The organism is Cobetia sp. 1AS1 (assembly GCF_029846435.1).
Lineage (GTDB): Bacteria > Pseudomonadota > Gammaproteobacteria > Pseudomonadales > Halomonadaceae > Cobetia > Cobetia amphilecti.
This window is the reverse complement of the sequence record NZ_JARWKU010000006.1, coordinates 105028-124041: the sequence shown is the minus strand read 5'-3', so window position 1 is coordinate 124041 and position 19014 is coordinate 105028. Positions and strand designations below refer to the sequence as shown.

Below are 19014 nucleotides of genomic sequence, written 5' to 3'. Positions count from 1 at the left end.
CCGGCCTTGCCTCGTGATCGCGAGTGCCAGGCTGGGCGGTTTGCGTTATGAACTCCCACGGCAGTGCGCCCTTGCGATGCCCTGCTGACCGCCCACCTTCGCGGACCCCGACCATGAACACGACTGCCACCACCCTCTTCATCTCCGACCTGCACCTGCAACCCGACACGCCCGAGATCGCCCAGGGCTTCCTCGACTATCTGGCACGCCTGGCTACCTGCCAGCCTGCCGTCGAGCGTCTGTTTCTGCTGGGTGACATCTTCGAGGTCTGGGTCGGCGATGACTATCGCAACGACTTCACCGACAGCATGAGCGCTGCGCTCAAGCGCATCGCCAAGCGCGGCACCGCGATCTTCTTCATGCACGGCAATCGCGACTTCCTGGTCGGCGAGACCTTCGCGGCCGAGGCCGGCGTGACGCTGCTGCCCGACCCGAGCGTGATCGAGCTGGACGGCGAGCGCGTGCTGCTGATGCACGGCGACAGCATGTGCACCCGCGACCAGGCCTATATGAAGTTCCGCGCCATGACCCGCGACCCTCAGTGGCAGGCGCAGATTCTGGCCATGCCGCTGGAGCAGCGTCTGGCGCTGGCCCAGTCACTGCGCATGCAGTCCGGCGAGACCAACAGCGAGAAGGACGAGGCGATCATGGACGTCACGCCCGAGGAAGTGGTGCGCGAGATGCGTGAGCACGACGTGCGCACGCTGATCCATGGCCATACGCATCGCCCGGCGGTGCATGAACTCGAGATCGATGGCGAGCCGGCGCGCCGCATCGTGCTCGGCGACTGGCGCCCGACTCAGGCCTTCGACATCATCGCCCGTGGCCAGGGGCCGGAGCTGCGTGAATTTGCGCTGCCGCTGGTCGATGCGATCACCCACGGCTGATCGCTTGCACACACCAAAAAGCCCCGCTGCCGATCACGGCAGCGGGGCTTTTTTCTTACGCTCTCACAGTATCAGGCGCTTCGCTGCGCCAGACGCTTCGCTCAGGCCGGTGACGATGCCTTGCGGCGCGCACGCCCCTCGGCGATCTCCACCAGCTGATGCCAGCCCAGTACCGCGGGGGCATCGGCGCTCGGAAGCTCTTCCAGCAACACCTTCAGACGCTGACACCGCTCGGCATCATGGGCATCGACCAGACGCAGCCAGGTGGCAAGCCCCATGGCTTCATGGTGAGTGTTTTCCTGCTCGATGGAGTAGGACAACCCCTGCTCGATCAGGGAGCGCACCTTCTCCAGCGGCAGCCCCTGAGCACTGCGCAGGCTCGCGACCAGATAGCTGACTTCTGACAGGTAGAAGGAATTGCGCTCCTGTGCGACCAGCAGCACCTTCTCCATGTATTCCTCAGCGGCAGCGTGCTCGCCCAGCGCCATCACGGCGTCCATGTACCACAGGTTGGGACGCTGATGACGCTCGCGTCCGGTCAGCTCGGCGAACTCGTTCATGCTCGACTGCAGCATGGACAGGCCATCGCGGTCGCCATTCATCGCCCGCGCCCAGCCCAGCACACCATGCGCTGCCATGTGCCACAGGTGAAGGTCCGCTGAACGCGTCACTTCCAGGGCCCGCTCGGCGCGCTGGGTCGCCAGATGGGTGTGGCCCAGCTGGCGATACAGGGAGGTGGAGAACATCAACGCCATCGCCAGCGAACCGGGCTGACCGATCTGCTCGGCCATGCGAATCGCCGCCTCGGCCTGCTGCTCGGCCTTCACGTAGTCGCAGCGCAGGCACGATGTCCAGCTCTGCAGACAGGAGGCCGCCACCTGCGGGTGATCGCTGAACGGCAGCCATTCGAGCACCATCGGATGGTTGACCGGATCGATCTCATCCAGGTGCTCGCCCGCCACACGCACGCGGCCGGCCCAGAACTCGCAGTGGGCACGCGCATAATCGGCCAGGCGACGATAGCGATCATCGGAAAGCTCTTCCGCCAGCTCGCTGAGGCCCGAGGCCAGCGCGAAGGCATCGGCGTGGGCATGACGCTCGCTGCAACCGACCCACAGGCCCCATTTGACGATGAAGGCCTGCTCGAGGTCCGGCTCGTCGTCCTCGACCAGCGCAGGGCTGCTGAGCAGGTTGCGTGCCTGCACGAAGCTCTCGTGGGCGATGCGTGAGCCATGGCCTTCCAGCGCGAAACCGGACTGGCCACGTACCGTCAGCAGGCTGACTTCGCGCTCTTCCTGACCATCGACATGCTTGAGGCAGGCCAGGCCGTTGTCCGCCATCTTGAGCGCGGTGCGGTTGGCGCTGATCTTGAGCGCCTCGCGCGCCGAGAGCTCGAAGTAACGCGCGGCACGGCTGAAGTTCTGCGACTTGCGCAGGTGAACGGCGAAGTAGCCGGGGTGACGACTGATCCAGGCGGGATACTTGTCCTCGATCAGCGCGACCACCTGATGGTGAATCCGGCGCCGCACATCCCGCGGACACGACAGGTAGGCCGCTTCCTGGATCAGCTGATGGGTAAACTGGTAGTCGAATTCACTGTCGCTGCTGCAGGCCTCGATGATCTCCAGACGCTGCATGCTCTCGATGGCGCGCTTGAGGCGGCCCTCCTCGAACTCACAGCTCTGGCGTACGAAGCTCAGCTTGAAGACACGCCCCAATACCGCGGCGGCGTGGGCGACATCGCGCCCTTCTTCCAGCTGATCGATACGACTGGAGAGCAGGCCGATCAGGCCCTTGGGCAACTCGTCGAGCTGCACCGGACGCCCTTCGCGGCGGTCCATGTCGAGACGACGGCAGATTTCCTGCAGGTAGAGCGGCACGCCATCGCAGCGCTCGATGAGCTGGCTGCGCATGCGTGGACTCAGGTGCAGGCGATAGCGACGTGACAGGTGCGACAGCAGGCGCGAGACCTGCATCGGATCGAGGCGACCCAACGCGATGTGCTGGTCCCAGTTGAGCTTGACCGCCAGGCTGTCGCGACCGTTGTGGCTCGCGGCCAGCATGAAGCCGATGTTGATCGGCAGACGCGCCTGCAGGCCAGCCAGCACCTTGAGCGACGGCTCGTCGAGCCACTGCAGGTCATCGATCATCATCACCAGCGGGCGCAGGCTGGCTGACTTCTCGATCACCAGGTGCAGCACGCGCACGACGCGTTCGACCGTCTCGCTGGACTGGATCAGCACTTCGTCTTCTGCAGTATCTTCCGCCGTGCCGAGCACCGCGTGGAAGGAGCGACGCACTTCCTCGCTGATGCCCTGCAACGCCTCGGAAGACTCGAACAGATGCTCGACGCTTTCGCGATCGATATTGCCGTCCAGACGCCAGCGAATCAGCGCCGTCACGACACTGTAGGGCTCAAGCTGCGAGAGACGCGTGGTCGGCATCCAGCACAGCCCGACATCCTGGCTCTGCTCCAGCTGACGGAAATTGACCATCAGGGCCGACTTGCCCATGCCGGAGTTGCCACTGACCAGCACGCTCTGGCGCAGGCCGATGCTGGCGCGGGCCAGCGCATCGCGCAGGCGACGCAGCTCGCCCTCGCGACCGATCAAGGTCGGCAACGAGGATTCGCGGGTGGCGACACTGCTGCCCAGCACCAGCGCACGCAGACGCACGCGACCATCAGCGGCCAACAGGCGCGAGGTCAAGCGGGGCTGCAGGTCCAGTGCCGGCGGCATGTGCTGACTGGCTTCCTGGGAGATCACCAGCTCGCTGCCTTCGGCGGCGGTCATCAACTCGAGGGAATATTGCGTGACCTGACCCAGCGGGTCGGCCAGCTGACGCTCCGGCAGGTAGATGACCTGACCGGAGTGCAGGCCCGCCGACAGCGAAAAGGCCGGCGGCTTGCCTTCGCCGTCCCACAGCTTGGCGATCTCATCGGGGATCGCCTTGCTGCAGTGCTCATAGAGCGCGACCAGCTCGGCGAGCTGATGCGCCGGGCCGTGGGTGCCGAAGCATGCCAGGCCCACGCCACCCGTGGCGCCCGGCAGCCAGAAGCCGCCCAGGTGATGACACTGCTGCTCCAGCCAACGCAACAGCTCGATCTGCAGCGTCAGACAGGCACGCGCCCAGACGCGGTCACGATGACTGTCCTTGACGCTCAGGCGAATGGCCATGACCGACAGCTGACGGTGATCGATTTCCTCTTCGCGCAGCGGTGCGCTGTCCAGCGACAGGGTCCGTGAGATGGCGCCCTGCGGCGTCATGGCACTCATGGTCTCGCTCTTGCCATCGGACCAGTAGCGCGCCAGTTGCAGGAAGCCGGGGTCCGGCTGCTGACCGGAGAGCGCCAGCTGCTGCAGGAAGGCATTGAACTGCTCATGGGCCGCGGCCGACTGGCCGCCTTCGGCCAGCTGACGCACGAGACGCTCATGGAAGGGGCCGTAACCGGAGAAGCGGCTGACCAGCGTACGCAGCACGTCATCGGGCAGCGGCTCGTCCGTGGCCAGCACCCGCTCGGCGAACTGGATGACGCGCTGACGCCACTCGCCACGCACCTTGATCATCCAGCGCTGGAAGTCAGGGCACTGGGTCAAGGAAAGCTCCTCGACCAGGTCGCCACGATACAGGGTGAGAATCTCCCCCAGGGTGGCGACGGAGGGCGGTGCCAGCAGCAGGCCGTTGAGCTCGTCGAGATCAAGCTCCCAGTGCTCCGGCAGCGAGAGCGCGATGGTCTGGCGCGACACCGTCAACAGGTTGTCAGCCTCTTCGCCGAGACTCTGACGCAGACAGTGCAAGGCGTGGCGAAGGTTGGTCCGTCCGGAGGACAGCCCCTGATCCGGCCAGAGCAACTCCGCCAACCCGGCACGGGAGACGGCCTGATCATGCAGCAGCAGATGCAGAAGTAGCGCCTTGACCTTGTCGTAGCTGAACTGAGTCAGCGTGTCATCACCCAACGTCAGCTGGAAATGTCCCAGCAGTGCCAGTTGAGCTTGACCAGATGTTTCCTGCGTCATGTGTCATCCATTTCAAAGTCGCGAACGAAACGCCAGCCCTGCCACGGCGCCGGTGATCCCCTGTCCTTGATCCTTGCCTTAGTCTCTCGTGCCTTGATCCATCGCGTCCCGACCCACCCTGGCCGAGGCGCGCGCTGCCCGTCGTGCGCTCGGCTGACCACTGTGGAAGCGAAAGACAGCGTCGGGGGTTTCGATCAGCTCTCGTTCCACTTCACGTAGCACCGCGAGACGGGGTTCCAGTGGTTCATTGGTGTATTGCTCTGCCAACATGAGGTAATCCTCATAGTGACGTCCTTCTGACTTAACCAAAGTGCGATAGAACTTTGCAAGCTCTGGTTCCAGATACGGGATGAGGCGCGCGAAGCGCTCACACGACCTTGCCTCTATCAGGGCGCCGATCAGCAGGATGTCCACCAGGCGTTGCGGGTCTTCGTCCCTGACCTGCTGGCGCAGGGCTTCGGCATAGCGCGAGGCCTTGATATGCCGATAGACGATGCCCCGCTTCTCCATCAGCCCGACCACCTGCTCGAAGTGCAGCAGCTCTTCGCGCGCCAGCTGTGACATCTTGGTCAACAGCAGTGGCCGGTTCACGTAGCGGTACATCAGGCTCATGGCGGTGGAGGCGGCTTTCTTCTCGCACTGCGCATGGTCGATCAGCAGCAGCTCCGGATTCTCAAGCGCCGCCTCGACCCAGCTCAGGGGCGTCCTGCAGGGCAGAAAGGCCAGCAGCGAGGCCGGCAGCAAGGCATCGGTATCTTCATCGCTTGGCCCCTGCGACGCTGCGATCACGCGCGCCCCAGCCTCACTCTCGCCATACCGCCCAGCATGAACATCATCATGCTGCTTGCTCTGCTCAGGCGCAATCACATTGCGCTCGGTCACGTCGGTCATTGAATTCATTGTCACGTCAGTCTTTTGTCTCGCTCGCTTGCGTCTGCTGCTGACTGACAGGAGACACCTCAACGACGGAGTTCATATCATTATCGGCACGCTTTGCCGCTTCCACCATGATTTCATCGTTTATATGGGCAAAAAGCTGTTCGGGCTCAAGTTCTCGCGCATGGGCCAGTGGTGCGATGCCATATGCCGACAGGTCCTTGATGCGGGTGCGCCCGACGCGCAGCAGCTCAACGGCGCGTGACAGCGCCGACTGATCGGCACGGAAACGGATGCGATGGCGGGTCAGCTGCTCGGCCAGCATGGCGTCATCGGCGACGCGCAGCCAGCGGGCGGCGACCTGGCTGCGCAGCTCGTCCAGTGCCAGCATGCGCTCGGCGCGCTGGTCACTGTCATAGCCGAACCAGGCCAGGATCTCATGATCATGACGCTGGCAGCCGCGACAGACGCTATCGCCGACCGTAGTGGAGCAGACACCTACGCAAGGAGAAAGAATACGGCTCATGTGGCCCTCGGGGGAGGCGGAAAGTGTGATTCGGGGTAACCCCCATCATACCGTGCGTACCTGAGAGCCGACAGCATCGCGCCGTCGGTGCCCAAAGGGCCTCTCGTCAGCACCGCGCTGGGCGTCATCAGCGCGTCATCAGGGTTGCCGCATAGTGTTTGCTCAGCGTGATTTCCTGACAATCAGATGAAATATCAGAATGTTATGCCGTAATAGGCGACCAAAGTCTCAGCCCCCGCCACTGGGCGCTCCTTAACATTGTCGACAAAGTTGAGTAGACTCGCATTCGCCCCGTAGCGCCTGATTCGCTCGCAATAAGACGCTTGAATTACCCGCAAGAAGCCTCGAGGTGCCCCGCCCTGCGTCTTCAAGACGACTGGCCCGCGCATTTCGACACGATTACAGATGAGGGTCTCCCACGTGCTTGAAGCCTACCGTCAACAGGTTGAAGAACGCGCCCAGCAGGGCATCCCGGCAAAGCCGCTGACTGCCGAGCAGACCGCCGAGCTGGTCGAACTGCTCAAGAATCCGCAGGCCGGTGAGGAAGAGTTCATCCTCGATCTGTTCACCAATCGCATTCCCCCGGGCGTTGATGAAGCCGCTTACGTTAAGGCTGGCTTCCTGACCGCCATCGTACGTGGCGAAGCCGCTTCTCCGCTGATCGACAAGACACATGCCGTCAAGCTGCTCGGCACCATGCAGGGCGGCTACAACATCGCCACGCTGGTCGAGCTGCTGGACGACGAAAGCCTGGCCAAGGAAGCCGGCGAACAGCTCAAGCACACCCTGCTGATGTTCGACGCCTTCCACGATGTCGCTGACCGCGCCAAGGCCGGCAACGCCGTCGCCCAGGCCGTGCTGCAATCCTGGGCCGACGCCGAATGGTTCCTGTCCAAGCCGGCGCTGGCCGAGAAGATCTCACTGGCTGTCTTCAAGGTGCCGGGCGAGACCAATACCGATGACCTGTCTCCGGCGCCTGACGCCTGGTCACGTCCGGACATCCCGCTGCACGCCAACGCGATGCTCAAGAACCCGCGTGAAGGCATCAACCCACAGGAAGATGGCGTCGTCGGCCCGCTGGCCCAGATCGAGGAAGTGAAGGCCAAGGGCTTCCCGGTCGCCTACGTCGGTGACGTGGTCGGTACCGGTTCCTCACGCAAGTCCGCCACCAACTCCGTGCTGTGGTTCTTCGGCGACGACATCCCGTTCGTGCCCAACAAGCGCGCCGGCGGTTTCTGCATCGGCAACAAGATCGCACCGATCTTCTTCAACACCATGGAAGATGCCGGCGCCCTGCCCATCGAGATGGACGTCGAGAAGATGGCCATGGGAGATGTCATCGACATCTACCCGTACGAAGGCAAGGTCTGCCGTCACGACACCGACGAAGTCATCTCCACCTTCTCCCTCAAGACTCAGGTCCTGCTGGACGAAGTGCGTGCTGGCGGCCGTATCCCGCTGATCATCGGTCGCGGTCTGACCGACAAGGCGCGTACCGAGCTGGGTCTGGAGGCGTCTGACGTCTTCCGCCTGCCGGAACAGCCGAAGGACACCGGCAAGGGCTTCACCCTCGCACAGAAGATGGTCGGCAAGGCCTGCAACCTGGAAGGCGTGCGTCCGGGCATGTACTGCGAGCCGAAGATGACCACCGTCGGCTCCCAGGACACCACTGGCCCGATGACCCGCGACGAGCTGAAGGATCTGGCATGTCTGGGCTTCCAGGCCGACCTGGTGATGCAGTCCTTCTGCCACACCGCTGCCTACCCGAAGCCGGTCGATGTCGAGACTCACCACACCCTGCCCGACTTCATCATGAACCGCGGCGGCGTCTCCCTGCGTCCGGGCGACGGCATCATCCACTCGTGGCTGAACCGCATGCTGCTGCCGGACACCGTCGGCACCGGTGGTGATTCCCACACCCGCTTCCCGATGGGCATCTCCTTCCCGGCGGGTTCTGGCCTGGTGGCCTTCGCCGCCGCCACTGGCGTGATGCCGCTGGACATGCCGGAATCCATCCTGGTGCGCTTCAAGGGCGAACGTCGTCCGGGCATCACCCTGCGTGACCTGGTCCACGCCATCCCGCTGTACGCCATCAAGCAGGGCCTGCTGACCGTCGACAAGGCCAACAAGAAGAACGCCTTCTCTGGCCGCATTCTGGAAATCGAAGGTCTGGAAGATCTGACGGCCGAACAGGCATTCGAGCTCTCCGACGCCTCTGCCGAGCGTTCCGCCGCCGGTTGTACCATCACGCTGTCCGACGAGAGCGTGACCGAGTACCTGACCTCCAACATCACCCTGCTCAAGTGGATGATCGCCAACGGTTACGGCGATGCCCGTACCATCGAGCGTCGTATCGCGGGCATGGAAGAGTGGCTGGCCAACCCGAGCCAGATGCGTGCCGACAAGGACGCCGAATACGCCGAGATCATCGAGATCGACCTCGCCGAGATCGATCAGCCGGTGCTGTGCGCGCCGAACGACCCTGACGATGCCCGTCTGCTGTCCGACGTCGCCGGTCAGAAGATCGACGAAGTCTTCATCGGCTCGTGCATGACCAACATCGGTCACTTCCGCGCCGCAGGCAAGCTGCTCGAGAAGCAGCCGGCCGGTAGCCTGAAGACCAAGCTGTGGCTGGCACCGCCGACCAAGATGGACCAGCACCAGCTGACCGAGGAAGGCTACTACGGCATCTACGGCCGTGCCGGCGCGCGCATGGAAATGCCGGGCTGCTCACTGTGCATGGGTAACCAGGCACGTGTGGCTGCCAAGTCCACCGTGGTATCCACCTCCACGCGCAACTTCCCGAACCGTCTGGGCGACGGCGCCAACGTCTTCCTGGCCTCTGCCGAGCTTGCGGCCATCGCGGCCGTGGTCGGTCGTCTGCCGACCGTCGAGGAATATCAGGGCTACATGGGCGAATTCGATGCCATGGCGGGCGAGATCTATCGCTACCTGAACTTCCATGAGATCGAAGAGTTCCAGAACGCCGCTTCCAACGTGATTCCGGTCACCCAGGAAGCCTGATCAGGCGGGGAGTCATGCGCCACTGCATGACTCCCCTCTGACAGCAGCATTGGCGTCATGCCAACTGGCGTCATGCCAGACAATGAAACGGGCCGCCCCTCAAGGGACGGCCCGTTTTTTCATGCCTGCGACAAGCTCGGTGGGTGCAAGCGCCCTGCCTCAGAACTTGTAGCCGACCGAGGCGGTGAAGGCATCCACCTGATAATCGCTGTCGAAGTCATAGCGCTCGTACTCGGCACGGACCAGGAACGGGTCCAGATTGACCTGTGCACCGGCACCATAGACCGGATCAAAGCCGTCGTTGTCCTTCAGATCGACACTGGAATTGCCCAGATTGCCATCGACATCGGTTTCCCACTTGGCCATCCCCGCCTTGGCGAACAGCGAGAAGTACTGACCGATGGGCAGGATACCCACCACGTTGACACCGTAGGCCTTGGACTCGAGCTCGGTATTGCTGAAGTCATTGCCCTTGAGCTGGACAGTCCCCAGGTCGGTGTAGAAGGCCTCAGTGGCGAAGTACGGATTGTACTGATAGCCCACGAAGGCCTTGTAGACGTTGTCGTCATCATCCACATCGAAGTCATCGCTGCCGGATTCGATGAAGTCACCGGCCTCATCGGAATCATCGTTCTCAAGGCTGGAGAAGCCGGTACCGGCGCCGATGTAGAGCCCTTCGCTGGCATTGCCTGCCGCCTGAGCGTGACCACTGAGCGCCAGAGCGAGAGCGGCGAAGGAAACGGTAGCCAACGGGGCGGCCAGAAGACGTGACTTGCTCATGTATTGCTCCTTGATCCAATGGGCGGCACAGGCAGCTGCCGGCCAGGTACTGACGGCCAGGTACTGACGGCCAGGTACTGACGGCAAGACCGCGCCTGTCATGGGTTGCAGGAGCATCGTGGTAGATATAGAACAGTGTTTCAAGAGTGGCGTTTTGACTACTTGTGACGTCGCAAGCCGGCAACATTCGTCTGCCGCTGCCCTTTTTCGTCCAACTCGGCTAATCACCAGCCCGGCTGACTACCAGCTTGTCTAATCACCAGCCCGGCTGACCACCTAATCGTCTAGCCAGCAGTCCGCTTGCCCACCAGCCAGCCTGTCGAGCCGCTGGCGTCGCATTGCCCGCCAGGCCTTGGTAGAGATGCAAAGCCCTGGCGTATCGGGCATTCTCGGAGTTGTGGCATTGCAGCAATCAAAGCGCTCCGTCCCTCAAGCGGCCTGCCTCGGCCGCCCAGCACAAGGAATCCGACATGACGCACCCCATTTCCACCCCCGACCTCTGCGATGAGTTCCCCGACGTGCAGGTGCTCGAGCCACTGTTCATCAACTACGGCGGCGTCGAGTCCTTCGGTGGCGAAGTCGTGACCATCAAGTGCTTCGAGGACAACTCGCTGGTCAAGGAAGCCGTCGCGGAGCCCGGCGCAGGCCGCGTCCTGGTCGTCGATGCCGGCGGCTCGATGCGCTGCGCCATGCTGGGCGACATGCTCGCCGAGCAGGCCGCCAAGAGTGGCTGGGCCGGCGTGATCATGTATGGCTGCATCCGCGATGTGGATGAAATCCACGCCACCAATCTCGGCGTGCAGGCACTGGGCTGCTACCCGCGCCCCAGCATCAAGCGCGGCGAAGGTCAGCGCGATATCCCGGTCACCTTCGCCGGCGTCACCATCGTGCCGGGCGACTATCTCTACGCCGACAACAATGGCGTCATCACCGCCAAGGAAGCGCTGATCCGTACCCAGCCGACCCCCTGAGCCCCCGTCTCGCGCCGCGGTGCACGCCGCAATGAAAACGCCCCCGCAACCAGGCAGGTTGCGGGGGCGTTTCGCGTTCAAAGTCGCGGACTCAGCGAGTGCTGGCGGGCTCTGCGTTGGATGAGTCGGTCTGTGAACCGGCTTGAGCACCGGCCTGAGAGGTCGCAGCCGCATCATCGGCACGCGCGAAGCGGTCCACCACGGCGGCGCAGGCAGCGTCACCGGTGATGTTGAGCGCGGTGCGCGTCATGTCGAAGATACGATCCAGCGCGAACAGCAGCGGCAGACCTTCGATGGGGATACCGGCAGCCAGCAGCACGGCAACCACCAGGAACGACGGCCCCGGTACACCGGCCTGACCGATGGCACCCAGAGTCGCGGTGAACACGATGGCGGCGTAGGCGGAGAAGCCGAGATCGACATTGAAGACCTGGGCGAAGAACATCGCCACCAGCCCGTAATAGATGGCATTGCCGCTCATGTTGATGGTCGCGCCCAGCGGCAGCACGAAGGCAGAGGTGGCGTTCTTGAGGCCCAGCTCCTTCTCGCAGACTTCCATGTTGACCGGCAGGGTCGCCATGGAGGACGCCGTGGACAGCGCGACGGCCTGCGGCTTCTTCATCGCGGACATGAAGCGGCCCAGCGGCACGTCAGAGCCGAACTTGACCACCAGCGGGTAGAACACGAAACCGTAGATGAGGATGGCGCCCATGTAGACGAGGAACAGCTTCATCACCAGCGTCAGTACATCGAAGCCGAAGGTGCCGACGGCGTCCGCCATCAGGCCGAAGACGCCGATCGGCGCGATCAGCATCACCACGTTGATCATCCACACGAAGGCTTCGATGACGGTATTGAGGCCTTCGATCAGCGGCTTGCCACGCTCACCGGTCTTGGACAGGCCAATGCCGAGGAACAGGCAGAACACCAGAATCTGCAGGATATTGGCATCGGTGAGTGCACCGAAGATATTGGTCGGCACCATGCCCAGAATGGTGTCCATCACGCCCGGCACGCTGCCCTTGTCAGCGTAGGCATTGGAGAACATGCCCTTGGCGCTTTCCAGGTCCACTCCGCTGCCCGGCTGGAAGACATGCCCCATCACCAGCGCCAGCATCACGGCCACGGCAGAGGTCAGCATGAAGAAGGCGAAGGTGGAGATGCCGATCTTGCCGGCAGAAGGGCTGTCGCCCAGATTGGCGGCTCCCGACACGATGGAGACCGCGATCAGCGGCACGACCAGCATCTTGATCAGGTGAATGAACAGCTCACCCAGTGGCGCGAACATCGAGGCGTCTTCGCCCATGTACGCCCCGACACCTGCACCCAGGATCATGGCGATGACTACCTGGACGCCGATGTTTTTCCATAAAGACTGTTTCACGTTACGACTACCTTGGATTGTGTCTGAAAGGTCGGTTGTTGCGTGCCACCGCAGTGCTGGCTACCGGTGAGGCCTGCCGTCATAGTCACCATGAATTCATAGTCACCATGGACTCATTGCCACCATGGATATTGTGGTCAGCTGGGTGGCTGGGATTATAAATGACTGCCTTTTTTACATAAGGTAGAAAGAGAATCATTTAGTCGCGCAATCGAGATCATTTTGTTGCTATTTGTTACCAACTGACGTCTTTGTGCTGCTTTCTCCCCCATTGGTCCAATGCCTGAACTGACCAATCATTCAGGTTTCAGGCACGAAACGAAAAACGCCCACCGCACATTGAGTGCGATGGGCGCCCTGGGTGACAACGACCGTCTGCGCCTCAGCGCGTCAGGTCACCATCCTGGGAAGTCTGGGTTACACCAGCTCCTTGTCCGCCAGCATGAACCAGGTTTCCAGCACGGAATCCGGGTTGAGGGAGACGCTGTCGATACCCTCTTCCATCAGCCACTTGGCCAGCTCCGGATGGTCCGACGGGCCCTGACCACAGATGCCGACGTACTTGCCCTGCGCCTTGCAGGCACGGATCGCCATCGACATCAGCTGCTTGACCGCCGGGTTACGCTCATCGAAGAGGTGAGCGACGATGCCGGAGTCGCGATCCAGCCCCAGGGTCAGCTGGGTCAGGTCGTTGGACCCGATGGAGAAGCCATCGAAGTGCTCGAGGAACTGATCCGCCAGCAGCGCGTTGGTCGGTAGCTCGCACATCATGATGACGCGCAGGCCGTTCTCGCCACGCACCAGACCATTCTCGCCCAGCAGCTTGATGACCTGCTCCGCCTCGCCGGTGGTACGCACGAAGGGCACCATGATCTCGACGTTGGTCAGCCCCATCTCGTCACGCACGCGCTTGAGGGCACGGCATTCCAGATCGAAGCAGTCGCGGAAGGTATCGGACACGTAGCGCGAGGCGCCACGGAAGCCCAGCATCGGGTTCTCTTCGCCCGGCTCGTACATCTTGCCGCCGATCAGGTTCTCGTACTCGTTGGACTTGAAGTCCGACATGCGCACGATGACCTTCTGCGGATGGAAGGCGGCCGCCAGGGTGGAGATACCCTCGACCAGCTTGTCGACGTAGAAGTCGACCGGGCTTGCGTAGCCGGCGGTGCGCGCATCGATGGTCTGCTGCAGATCGATGGGCAGGGTGGCGTAGTCGAGCAGCGCCTTGGGGTGCACGCCGATCATGCGGTTGATGATGAACTCGAGACGCGCCAGGCCCACACCGGCATTCGGCAGACGCGAGAAGCTGAAGGCGCGGTCCGGGTTGCCGACGTTCATCATGATCTTGAACGGAATCTCCGGCATCTCGTTGACGCTGGTGACGGTGCGATCGAAGTTGAGGATACCGTCATAGACATGACCGGTATCGCCTTCGGCGCAGGAGACCGTCACTTCGCGGCCTTCGGCGAGCACCGAGGTCGCGTCGCCACAGCCGACCACGGCCGGAATGCCCAGCTCACGCGCGATGATCGCCGCGTGGCAGGTACGACCGCCACGGTTGGTGACGATGGCGGAGGCGCGCTTCATGACCGGCTCCCAGTCCGGATCGGTCATGTCGGTGACCAGCACGTCGCCGACCTGCACCTTGTCCATCTGCTCCGGGTTGTCGATCACGCGCACCGCACCCTGGCCGATACGCTGGCCGATGGCACGCCCGGTGACCAGGGTGCGGCCCTTCTCGCGCAGCTGGAAGCGCTCGAGGTTGCCGCCCTCTTCCTGGCTGACGACCGTTTCCGGACGCGCCTGGACGATGTAGAGCTTGCCGTCGTCGCCATCACGCGCCCATTCGATGTCCATCGGACGCTGGTAGTGCTTCTCGATGATCATGGCCTGGCGCGCCAGTGCCTCGACATCGGCATCGCTGATGCAGAAACGGTGGCGGTCCGGCACCGGCACGTCGACGGTCTCGACGGAGCGACCCGCACTGGTGTCGTCGGTGTAGACCATCTTGATCAGCTTGGAGCCCAGGTTGCGGCGCAGTACCGCCGGGCGGCCGGCGGCCAGCGTGGTCTTGTGGACGTAGAACTCGTCAGGATTGACCGCGCCCTGCACCACGGTCTCGCCCAGGCCCCAGGAGCCGGTGACGAAGACGGCGTCGCGGTAGCCGGATTCGGTGTCCAGGGTGAACATCACGCCGGAAGCGGCCGTCTCGGAGCGCACCATCTTCTGTACGCCGGCAGACAGCGCGACCAATGAGTGGTCGAAGCCCTTGTGCACGCGGTAGGAGATGGCGCGGTCGTTGAACAGTGACGCGAACACCTCGTGAACCGCACGCTTGATGTTGTCGAAGCCTTCGATGTTGAGGAAGGTTTCCTGCTGACCGGCGAAGGAGGCATCCGGCAGGTCTTCCGCGGTAGCGGAGGAGCGCACGGCGACCTTCAGGTTCGGGTGCCTGGCCTGAAGCTCGGCATAGGCACGTTCCATCTCGGCCTCGAAGGCCGGCGGCAGCGGCGTGTCGATGATCCACTGACGAATCTCGGCACCGACGCGCGCCAGTTCGACCACGTCATCCACATCGAGGGCATCGAGGGCGGCATTGATACGCTTGTCGAGGCCTTCGTGGGCCAGAAACTCGCGATAGGCATAGGAGGTAGTCGCAAAGCCGCCGGGCACGGTGACACCGGCATCGGCCAGATTGGAGATCATCTCACCGAGCGAGGCGTTCTTGCCGCCAACGCGATCAACATCGTTCATGCCGAGCTGATCGAAATCGACGACGTATTCGGATGTGGCTTGCTGTGACAAGGGAACCCCCTGGTACCAATGGATGGAAACGAATGACCGATGGAGGACGATGAACCGCCTTCCGTTCAGCAATGACGCCACCCTAACAAGCTCTCTCTAGTATTAGCCATTGGTCTAACCGGCTAGTCAGTGGAGGAGGACTACAACCCTGAGCCTGTTTCAGACGTTCTGTCGCCATCGTCGGCGAACATGTCGACAAGCCAGGAACGGCCGCTACAGGAATGTAGTCATGCGGCGCTTTTGTAGAGAACGGGAACACGGGATTTCTCATATCGCGCCACTGGCCCTGTGCCGGATATTGCAAGCTCGACAGTGAACACCGACACTTGGGGTCTTCACGGGGCAACAGCCTGAGCGGGCTGGTGTCTTCGATTCGTTCTTCACGAGTGCCCGTCATGACCCGAACCGCCTTCTTCATTTCCGATGGCACCGGCATCACCGCCGAGACACTGGGGCGCAGTCTGCTCGCCCAGTTCGAGAATACCGACATCCGCATGGTGACCAAGCCCTACATCGATTCGGCCGAAAAGGCGACGGCACTGGTCAAGGCCATCGAGAGCGCGCATGCCAATGACGGCGAGCGCCCGATCATCATCGACACCATCGTCGACCAGAACATCCGCGACATCATCTCCGAATCCTCCGGCTTCAAGGTCGACATCTTCTCGACCTTCCTCAAGCCGCTGGAAGAGGAGCTGGACACCCACTCGTCCTACAGCGTCGGCAAGACCCACTCCATCGGGCAGGACGACGTCTACATGAATCGCATCGATTCCGTGCATTTCGCCCTCGACAACGATGATGGCGCGCGCACGCATCAATACGACAAGGCCGACGTCATCCTCATCGGCGTCTCACGCTGCGGCAAGACGCCGACCTCGCTGTATCTGGCGCTGCAGTTCGGTATCCGCGCGGCCAACTACCCGCTGACCGAGGATGACCTGGACGAGTCCGGCACCCTCAAGATGCCCGCCTCACTGGCGCAATATCGTCACAAGCTGTTCGGGCTGACCATCGACCCGCGCCGTCTGGCCGCCATCCGCACCGAGCGTCGCCCCAACAGCCGCTACTGCTCGATCGACCAGTGTCTGCAGGAAGTCGAGCAGACCGAGGCACTCTTCCGCCGCTCCAAGGTGCCCTACATCGATACCACGCGTTTCTCGATCGAAGAGATCTCGACACGCATGATCGCCGAGACCGGCCTGGCACGCCGCTTCTCACCGCGCTGACCCCGACGCCAGATCATCACAAGTCGAACACAACAACACACGTCGACCACGACGACAGACATCGACCACAACAACAGCGCTACTCACCCAGGAAATCCTCCCATGTTCAACACCAACCACTACTTCGACGGCCAGGTGGCCTCCATCGCCTTCCAGAGCGCAGACCTTCCTGCCACGGTCGGCGTGATGGCCATCGGCGAATTCGTGTTCGCCACCAGCCAACGCGAATACATGACCCTGATCAGCGGCGACATGCAGGTACTGCTGCCGGGCGCGGAAGAGTGGTATCAGCTCGCCGCCGGTGAAAGCTTCATCGTCGAAGCCAACCAGAGCTTCGAGGTACGCACCACGGTCGAATCCGCCTATCTGTGCAAGTACGAAGACGCCTAAGGCACTGGGCAACAGCCGCCTAAGGCACTGGAAAACAGCCGCCTGGGGCACTGGGAAAAAGACGCCTGAGGCACTGGAAAACAGCCGCCCAAGGCGCTGAAAGCCAGACATGAAAAAGCCGCCGTACCCTCTCGGGCCACGGCGGCTTTTTTCGTCACGACGACTGTCCTCTCGCTACCAGGCTCAGGCGCGCTGCCTGAGTACCGAACGCAGCGCCAGATAACTGATGCCGCCCATCAACAGGTAACTTGTCGCTACCCCGGCGAAGATGCCGATCACGCCATACAGGGCGCCGCCCAGCCAGGCCAGCGGCACCAGCAAGGCGAATAGGCGCACCAGCGAGAGCACCATCGCGCGGCGCGGCTTGTGCAGCGCATTGAGGCTGGAATTGGCGAGAATGATCACGCCCTGGGCCCCGAGGGCGGCGGGTATCAGCCACAGATAGGTGCTGACCAGCCCCGCGACCTCCTGACTCTCGGCGAAGCGCGCCGCGATCCACTCACCGCCCAGCCCGAGCCCCAACCAGACCACCAGCTGCCAGACGAGAATGAAGGCGAGCACGCCGTGGATGGCGCGCCACACACGCTTCTGCTGCCCGGCACCATCGTTCTGGCTGATGAAGGGCGACAGCGTCATGGACAGCGCCAGCACCAGAATCAGCGCCAGCGACTCGATGCGTGAGCCGATACCGTAAGCCGCCACCGCCGCGTGCCCATGCTGACTGACGATACGCGTGACCAGCGCGGTGGCAATCGGCGTCATCACGCTGGTCAGCGCGGCAGGCAGGCCGATCGCCCCGACTTCACGCCATGACGTCACCAGCCGCGTCACGCTCAGGTGACGAAAATCGAGCCGCGCGCGCAGCAGTGGCAATGCCAGCAAGCCCAGCGTCATCGCCAGCCATGACAGCACCGTGGCCAGCGCCGCGCCCGCCACGCCCATGCCCTGCCAGCTACCGATGCCGAAGATCAGCAGCGGGTCGAGCAGCGCATTGAGCACCCCCGCCGCCGCCATCACCAGCGAGGGCACCAGCGTATTGCCCTCGGCGCGCAGCACGCTGCCTAGCACACGCGGCAGCAACACGAAGGGTGCGCCGAAATACCACACCTGCATGTAATCGCGGATATGCGGCATCAGGGTGTCATCGGCCCCCAGCAGCCCGAACAGCGGCTCGATGCTGGCAAGCCCCAGCACCAGCATCACCAGCCCCAGCAGCAGCCCCAGCAGACTGGAATCCGTGGTGCGCGCCTTGACGGTCTCGAGCTCACCTCGCCCCAGCCGGCGCCCCACCACCGCGGTGGTGCCAATGGACAGACCGATGGCGATGCTGATCACGCCGAAGGTGACCGGGAAGGTCATGGTCACCGCCGCCAGCTCCGGCGTGCCCAGCTGGGCGATGAACCAGGCATCCACCAGGTTGAACAGCATCATGGTGACGATGCCGCCGATCACCGGCCCCGTCATGCGCGCCAGCGTCGAGGCGATCGGGTCACGCACCAGATCGCGCGTGCCACGCCGAGACGAGGCACGTTTGGGGGTGGCAGGGGTATCAGGGTCAGACATACAGGCTCCGGACAGAAAACGACCCCGACCGGCGAGGCGCCAGCGGGGCCGAACAGTGTAAAGCATCAGCGAGTCAGGTGAGGGGCAACGCCGGATCGCGCCGAGGATCCCAGCGCTGCGTCAGTTGCCCTGCATGAAGGGCGAGACGACCTCTCCGCCCGCCTCACGCCAGGCCGCGAAGCCGCCACCCAGATGGGCCACCGGCCCGAAACCCATGTCCTTGAGCGACTTGGTGGCCAGTGCCGAGCGTAGCCCGCCGGCACAGAACAGCACATAGCGCCCCTCGCGCGCGAAGTCGGCACGGTGATAGGGCGAGGCCGGGTCGACCCAGAACTCCAGCATGCCGCGCGGCGCGTGGATGGCGCCGGGGATACGCCCTTCGCGCTCCAGCTCTCGCACATCGCGGATGTCCACCAGCGTCAGAGGCGTGCCGCCGGCGCGGGCCTCTTCCAGCGCCTCGCGCAGCTCGCGGGGCGACAGGGTCTCGATCTCCGTCTCGGCGGCGGCCACCAGCTCACTGACCGGTCGAATCATGGGGTGCTCCTTGCAGATGATGTTGTCCT

The 19014-nt window shown here is 63.1% G+C and carries 13 protein-coding genes; 5 read left to right on the top strand and 8 right to left on the bottom strand.

Going from position 1 to position 19014, the window contains the following annotated elements; all coding sequences use genetic code 11:
• Window positions 1-113 precede the first annotated feature (113 nt).
• Window positions 114-887: a UDP-2,3-diacylglucosamine diphosphatase gene (locus QD280_RS11775; protein WP_279839361.1), complete on the top strand. Its 774-nt coding sequence runs from the start codon at window positions 114-116 to the stop codon at window positions 885-887.
• A gap of 101 nt (window positions 888-988) precedes the next feature.
• Here QD280_RS11775 and QD280_RS11770 read toward each other — a convergent pair whose 3' ends face one another.
• The 3 genes from QD280_RS11770 to QD280_RS11760 all read right to left on the bottom strand — a co-directional run bounded on the left by QD280_RS11770 (window position 989) and on the right by QD280_RS11760 (window position 6305).
• Window positions 989-4903 (bottom strand): AAA family ATPase, encoded by a 3915-nt coding sequence (locus QD280_RS11770; RefSeq protein ID WP_279839360.1) that lies wholly within the window; start codon window positions 4901-4903, stop codon window positions 989-991.
• Between the two features lie 78 nt (window positions 4904-4981).
• Window positions 4982-5803 (bottom strand): tRNA-(ms[2]io[6]A)-hydroxylase, encoded by an 822-nt coding sequence (locus QD280_RS11765; RefSeq protein WP_279839358.1) that lies wholly within the window; start codon window positions 5801-5803, stop codon window positions 4982-4984.
• Between the two features lie 7 nt (window positions 5804-5810).
• Window positions 5811-6305, bottom strand: a complete 495-nt coding sequence (locus QD280_RS11760; RefSeq protein ID WP_082388266.1) for a DUF1289 domain-containing protein — start codon at window positions 6303-6305, stop codon at window positions 5811-5813.
• Between the two features lie 420 nt (window positions 6306-6725).
• On the opposite strand from QD280_RS11760, the gene acnB reads away from it, so the two are divergent.
• On the top strand, window positions 6726-9329 hold the full coding sequence (gene acnB / locus QD280_RS11755) for a bifunctional aconitate hydratase 2/2-methylisocitrate dehydratase (protein WP_131433129.1): 2604 nt from the start codon (window positions 6726-6728) through the stop codon (window positions 9327-9329).
• A gap of 159 nt (window positions 9330-9488) precedes the next feature.
• On the opposite strand, the gene QD280_RS11750 is transcribed toward acnB, so the two are convergent.
• Complete coding sequence (locus QD280_RS11750) at window positions 9489-10109, bottom strand: porin family protein (protein ID WP_279839357.1); 621 nt, start codon at window positions 10107-10109, stop codon at window positions 9489-9491.
• 470 nt (window positions 10110-10579) lie between these two features.
• Between QD280_RS11750 and rraA the strand changes: the two genes are divergently transcribed.
• Window positions 10580-11080 carry a ribonuclease E activity regulator RraA gene (gene rraA / locus QD280_RS11745; RefSeq protein WP_043331314.1) on the top strand — a complete coding sequence of 167 codons (501 nt, stop codon included), beginning with the start codon at window positions 10580-10582 and terminating at the stop codon, window positions 11078-11080.
• 91 nt (window positions 11081-11171) lie between these two features.
• Here rraA and QD280_RS11740 read toward each other — a convergent pair whose 3' ends face one another.
• Window positions 11172-12464 (bottom strand): dicarboxylate/amino acid:cation symporter, encoded by a 1293-nt coding sequence (locus QD280_RS11740; RefSeq protein WP_279839356.1) that lies wholly within the window; start codon window positions 12462-12464, stop codon window positions 11172-11174.
• A 417-nt stretch (window positions 12465-12881) separates the two neighbouring features.
• On the bottom strand, window positions 12882-15269 hold the full coding sequence (gene ppsA, locus QD280_RS11735) for a phosphoenolpyruvate synthase (protein WP_043331316.1): 2388 nt from the start codon (window positions 15267-15269) through the stop codon (window positions 12882-12884).
• 395 nt (window positions 15270-15664) lie between these two features.
• Between ppsA and QD280_RS11730 the strand changes: the two genes are divergently transcribed.
• Both QD280_RS11730 and QD280_RS11725 read left to right on the top strand, forming a co-directional pair.
• Window positions 15665-16498 carry a pyruvate, water dikinase regulatory protein gene (locus QD280_RS11730; protein ID WP_043331317.1) on the top strand — a complete coding sequence of 278 codons (834 nt, stop codon included), beginning with the start codon at window positions 15665-15667 and terminating at the stop codon, window positions 16496-16498.
• Between the two features lie 102 nt (window positions 16499-16600).
• Window positions 16601-16888: a pyrimidine/purine nucleoside phosphorylase gene (locus tag QD280_RS11725; RefSeq protein WP_043331318.1), complete on the top strand. Its 288-nt coding sequence runs from the start codon at window positions 16601-16603 to the stop codon at window positions 16886-16888.
• Between the two features lie 183 nt (window positions 16889-17071).
• On the opposite strand, the gene QD280_RS11720 is transcribed toward QD280_RS11725, so the two are convergent.
• Both QD280_RS11720 and QD280_RS11715 read right to left on the bottom strand, forming a co-directional pair.
• The gene (locus QD280_RS11720) at window positions 17072-18451 is read right to left on the bottom strand and encodes an MATE family efflux transporter (RefSeq protein WP_279839355.1); all 1380 of its coding nucleotides are present in this window, start codon (window positions 18449-18451) and stop codon (window positions 17072-17074) included.
• A 120-nt stretch (window positions 18452-18571) separates the two neighbouring features.
• Window positions 18572-18985, bottom strand: coding sequence for a rhodanese-like domain-containing protein (locus QD280_RS11715; protein ID WP_107336265.1), 414 nt, complete (start codon window positions 18983-18985; stop codon window positions 18572-18574).
• Between the last annotated feature and the right edge of the window lie 29 nt (window positions 18986-19014).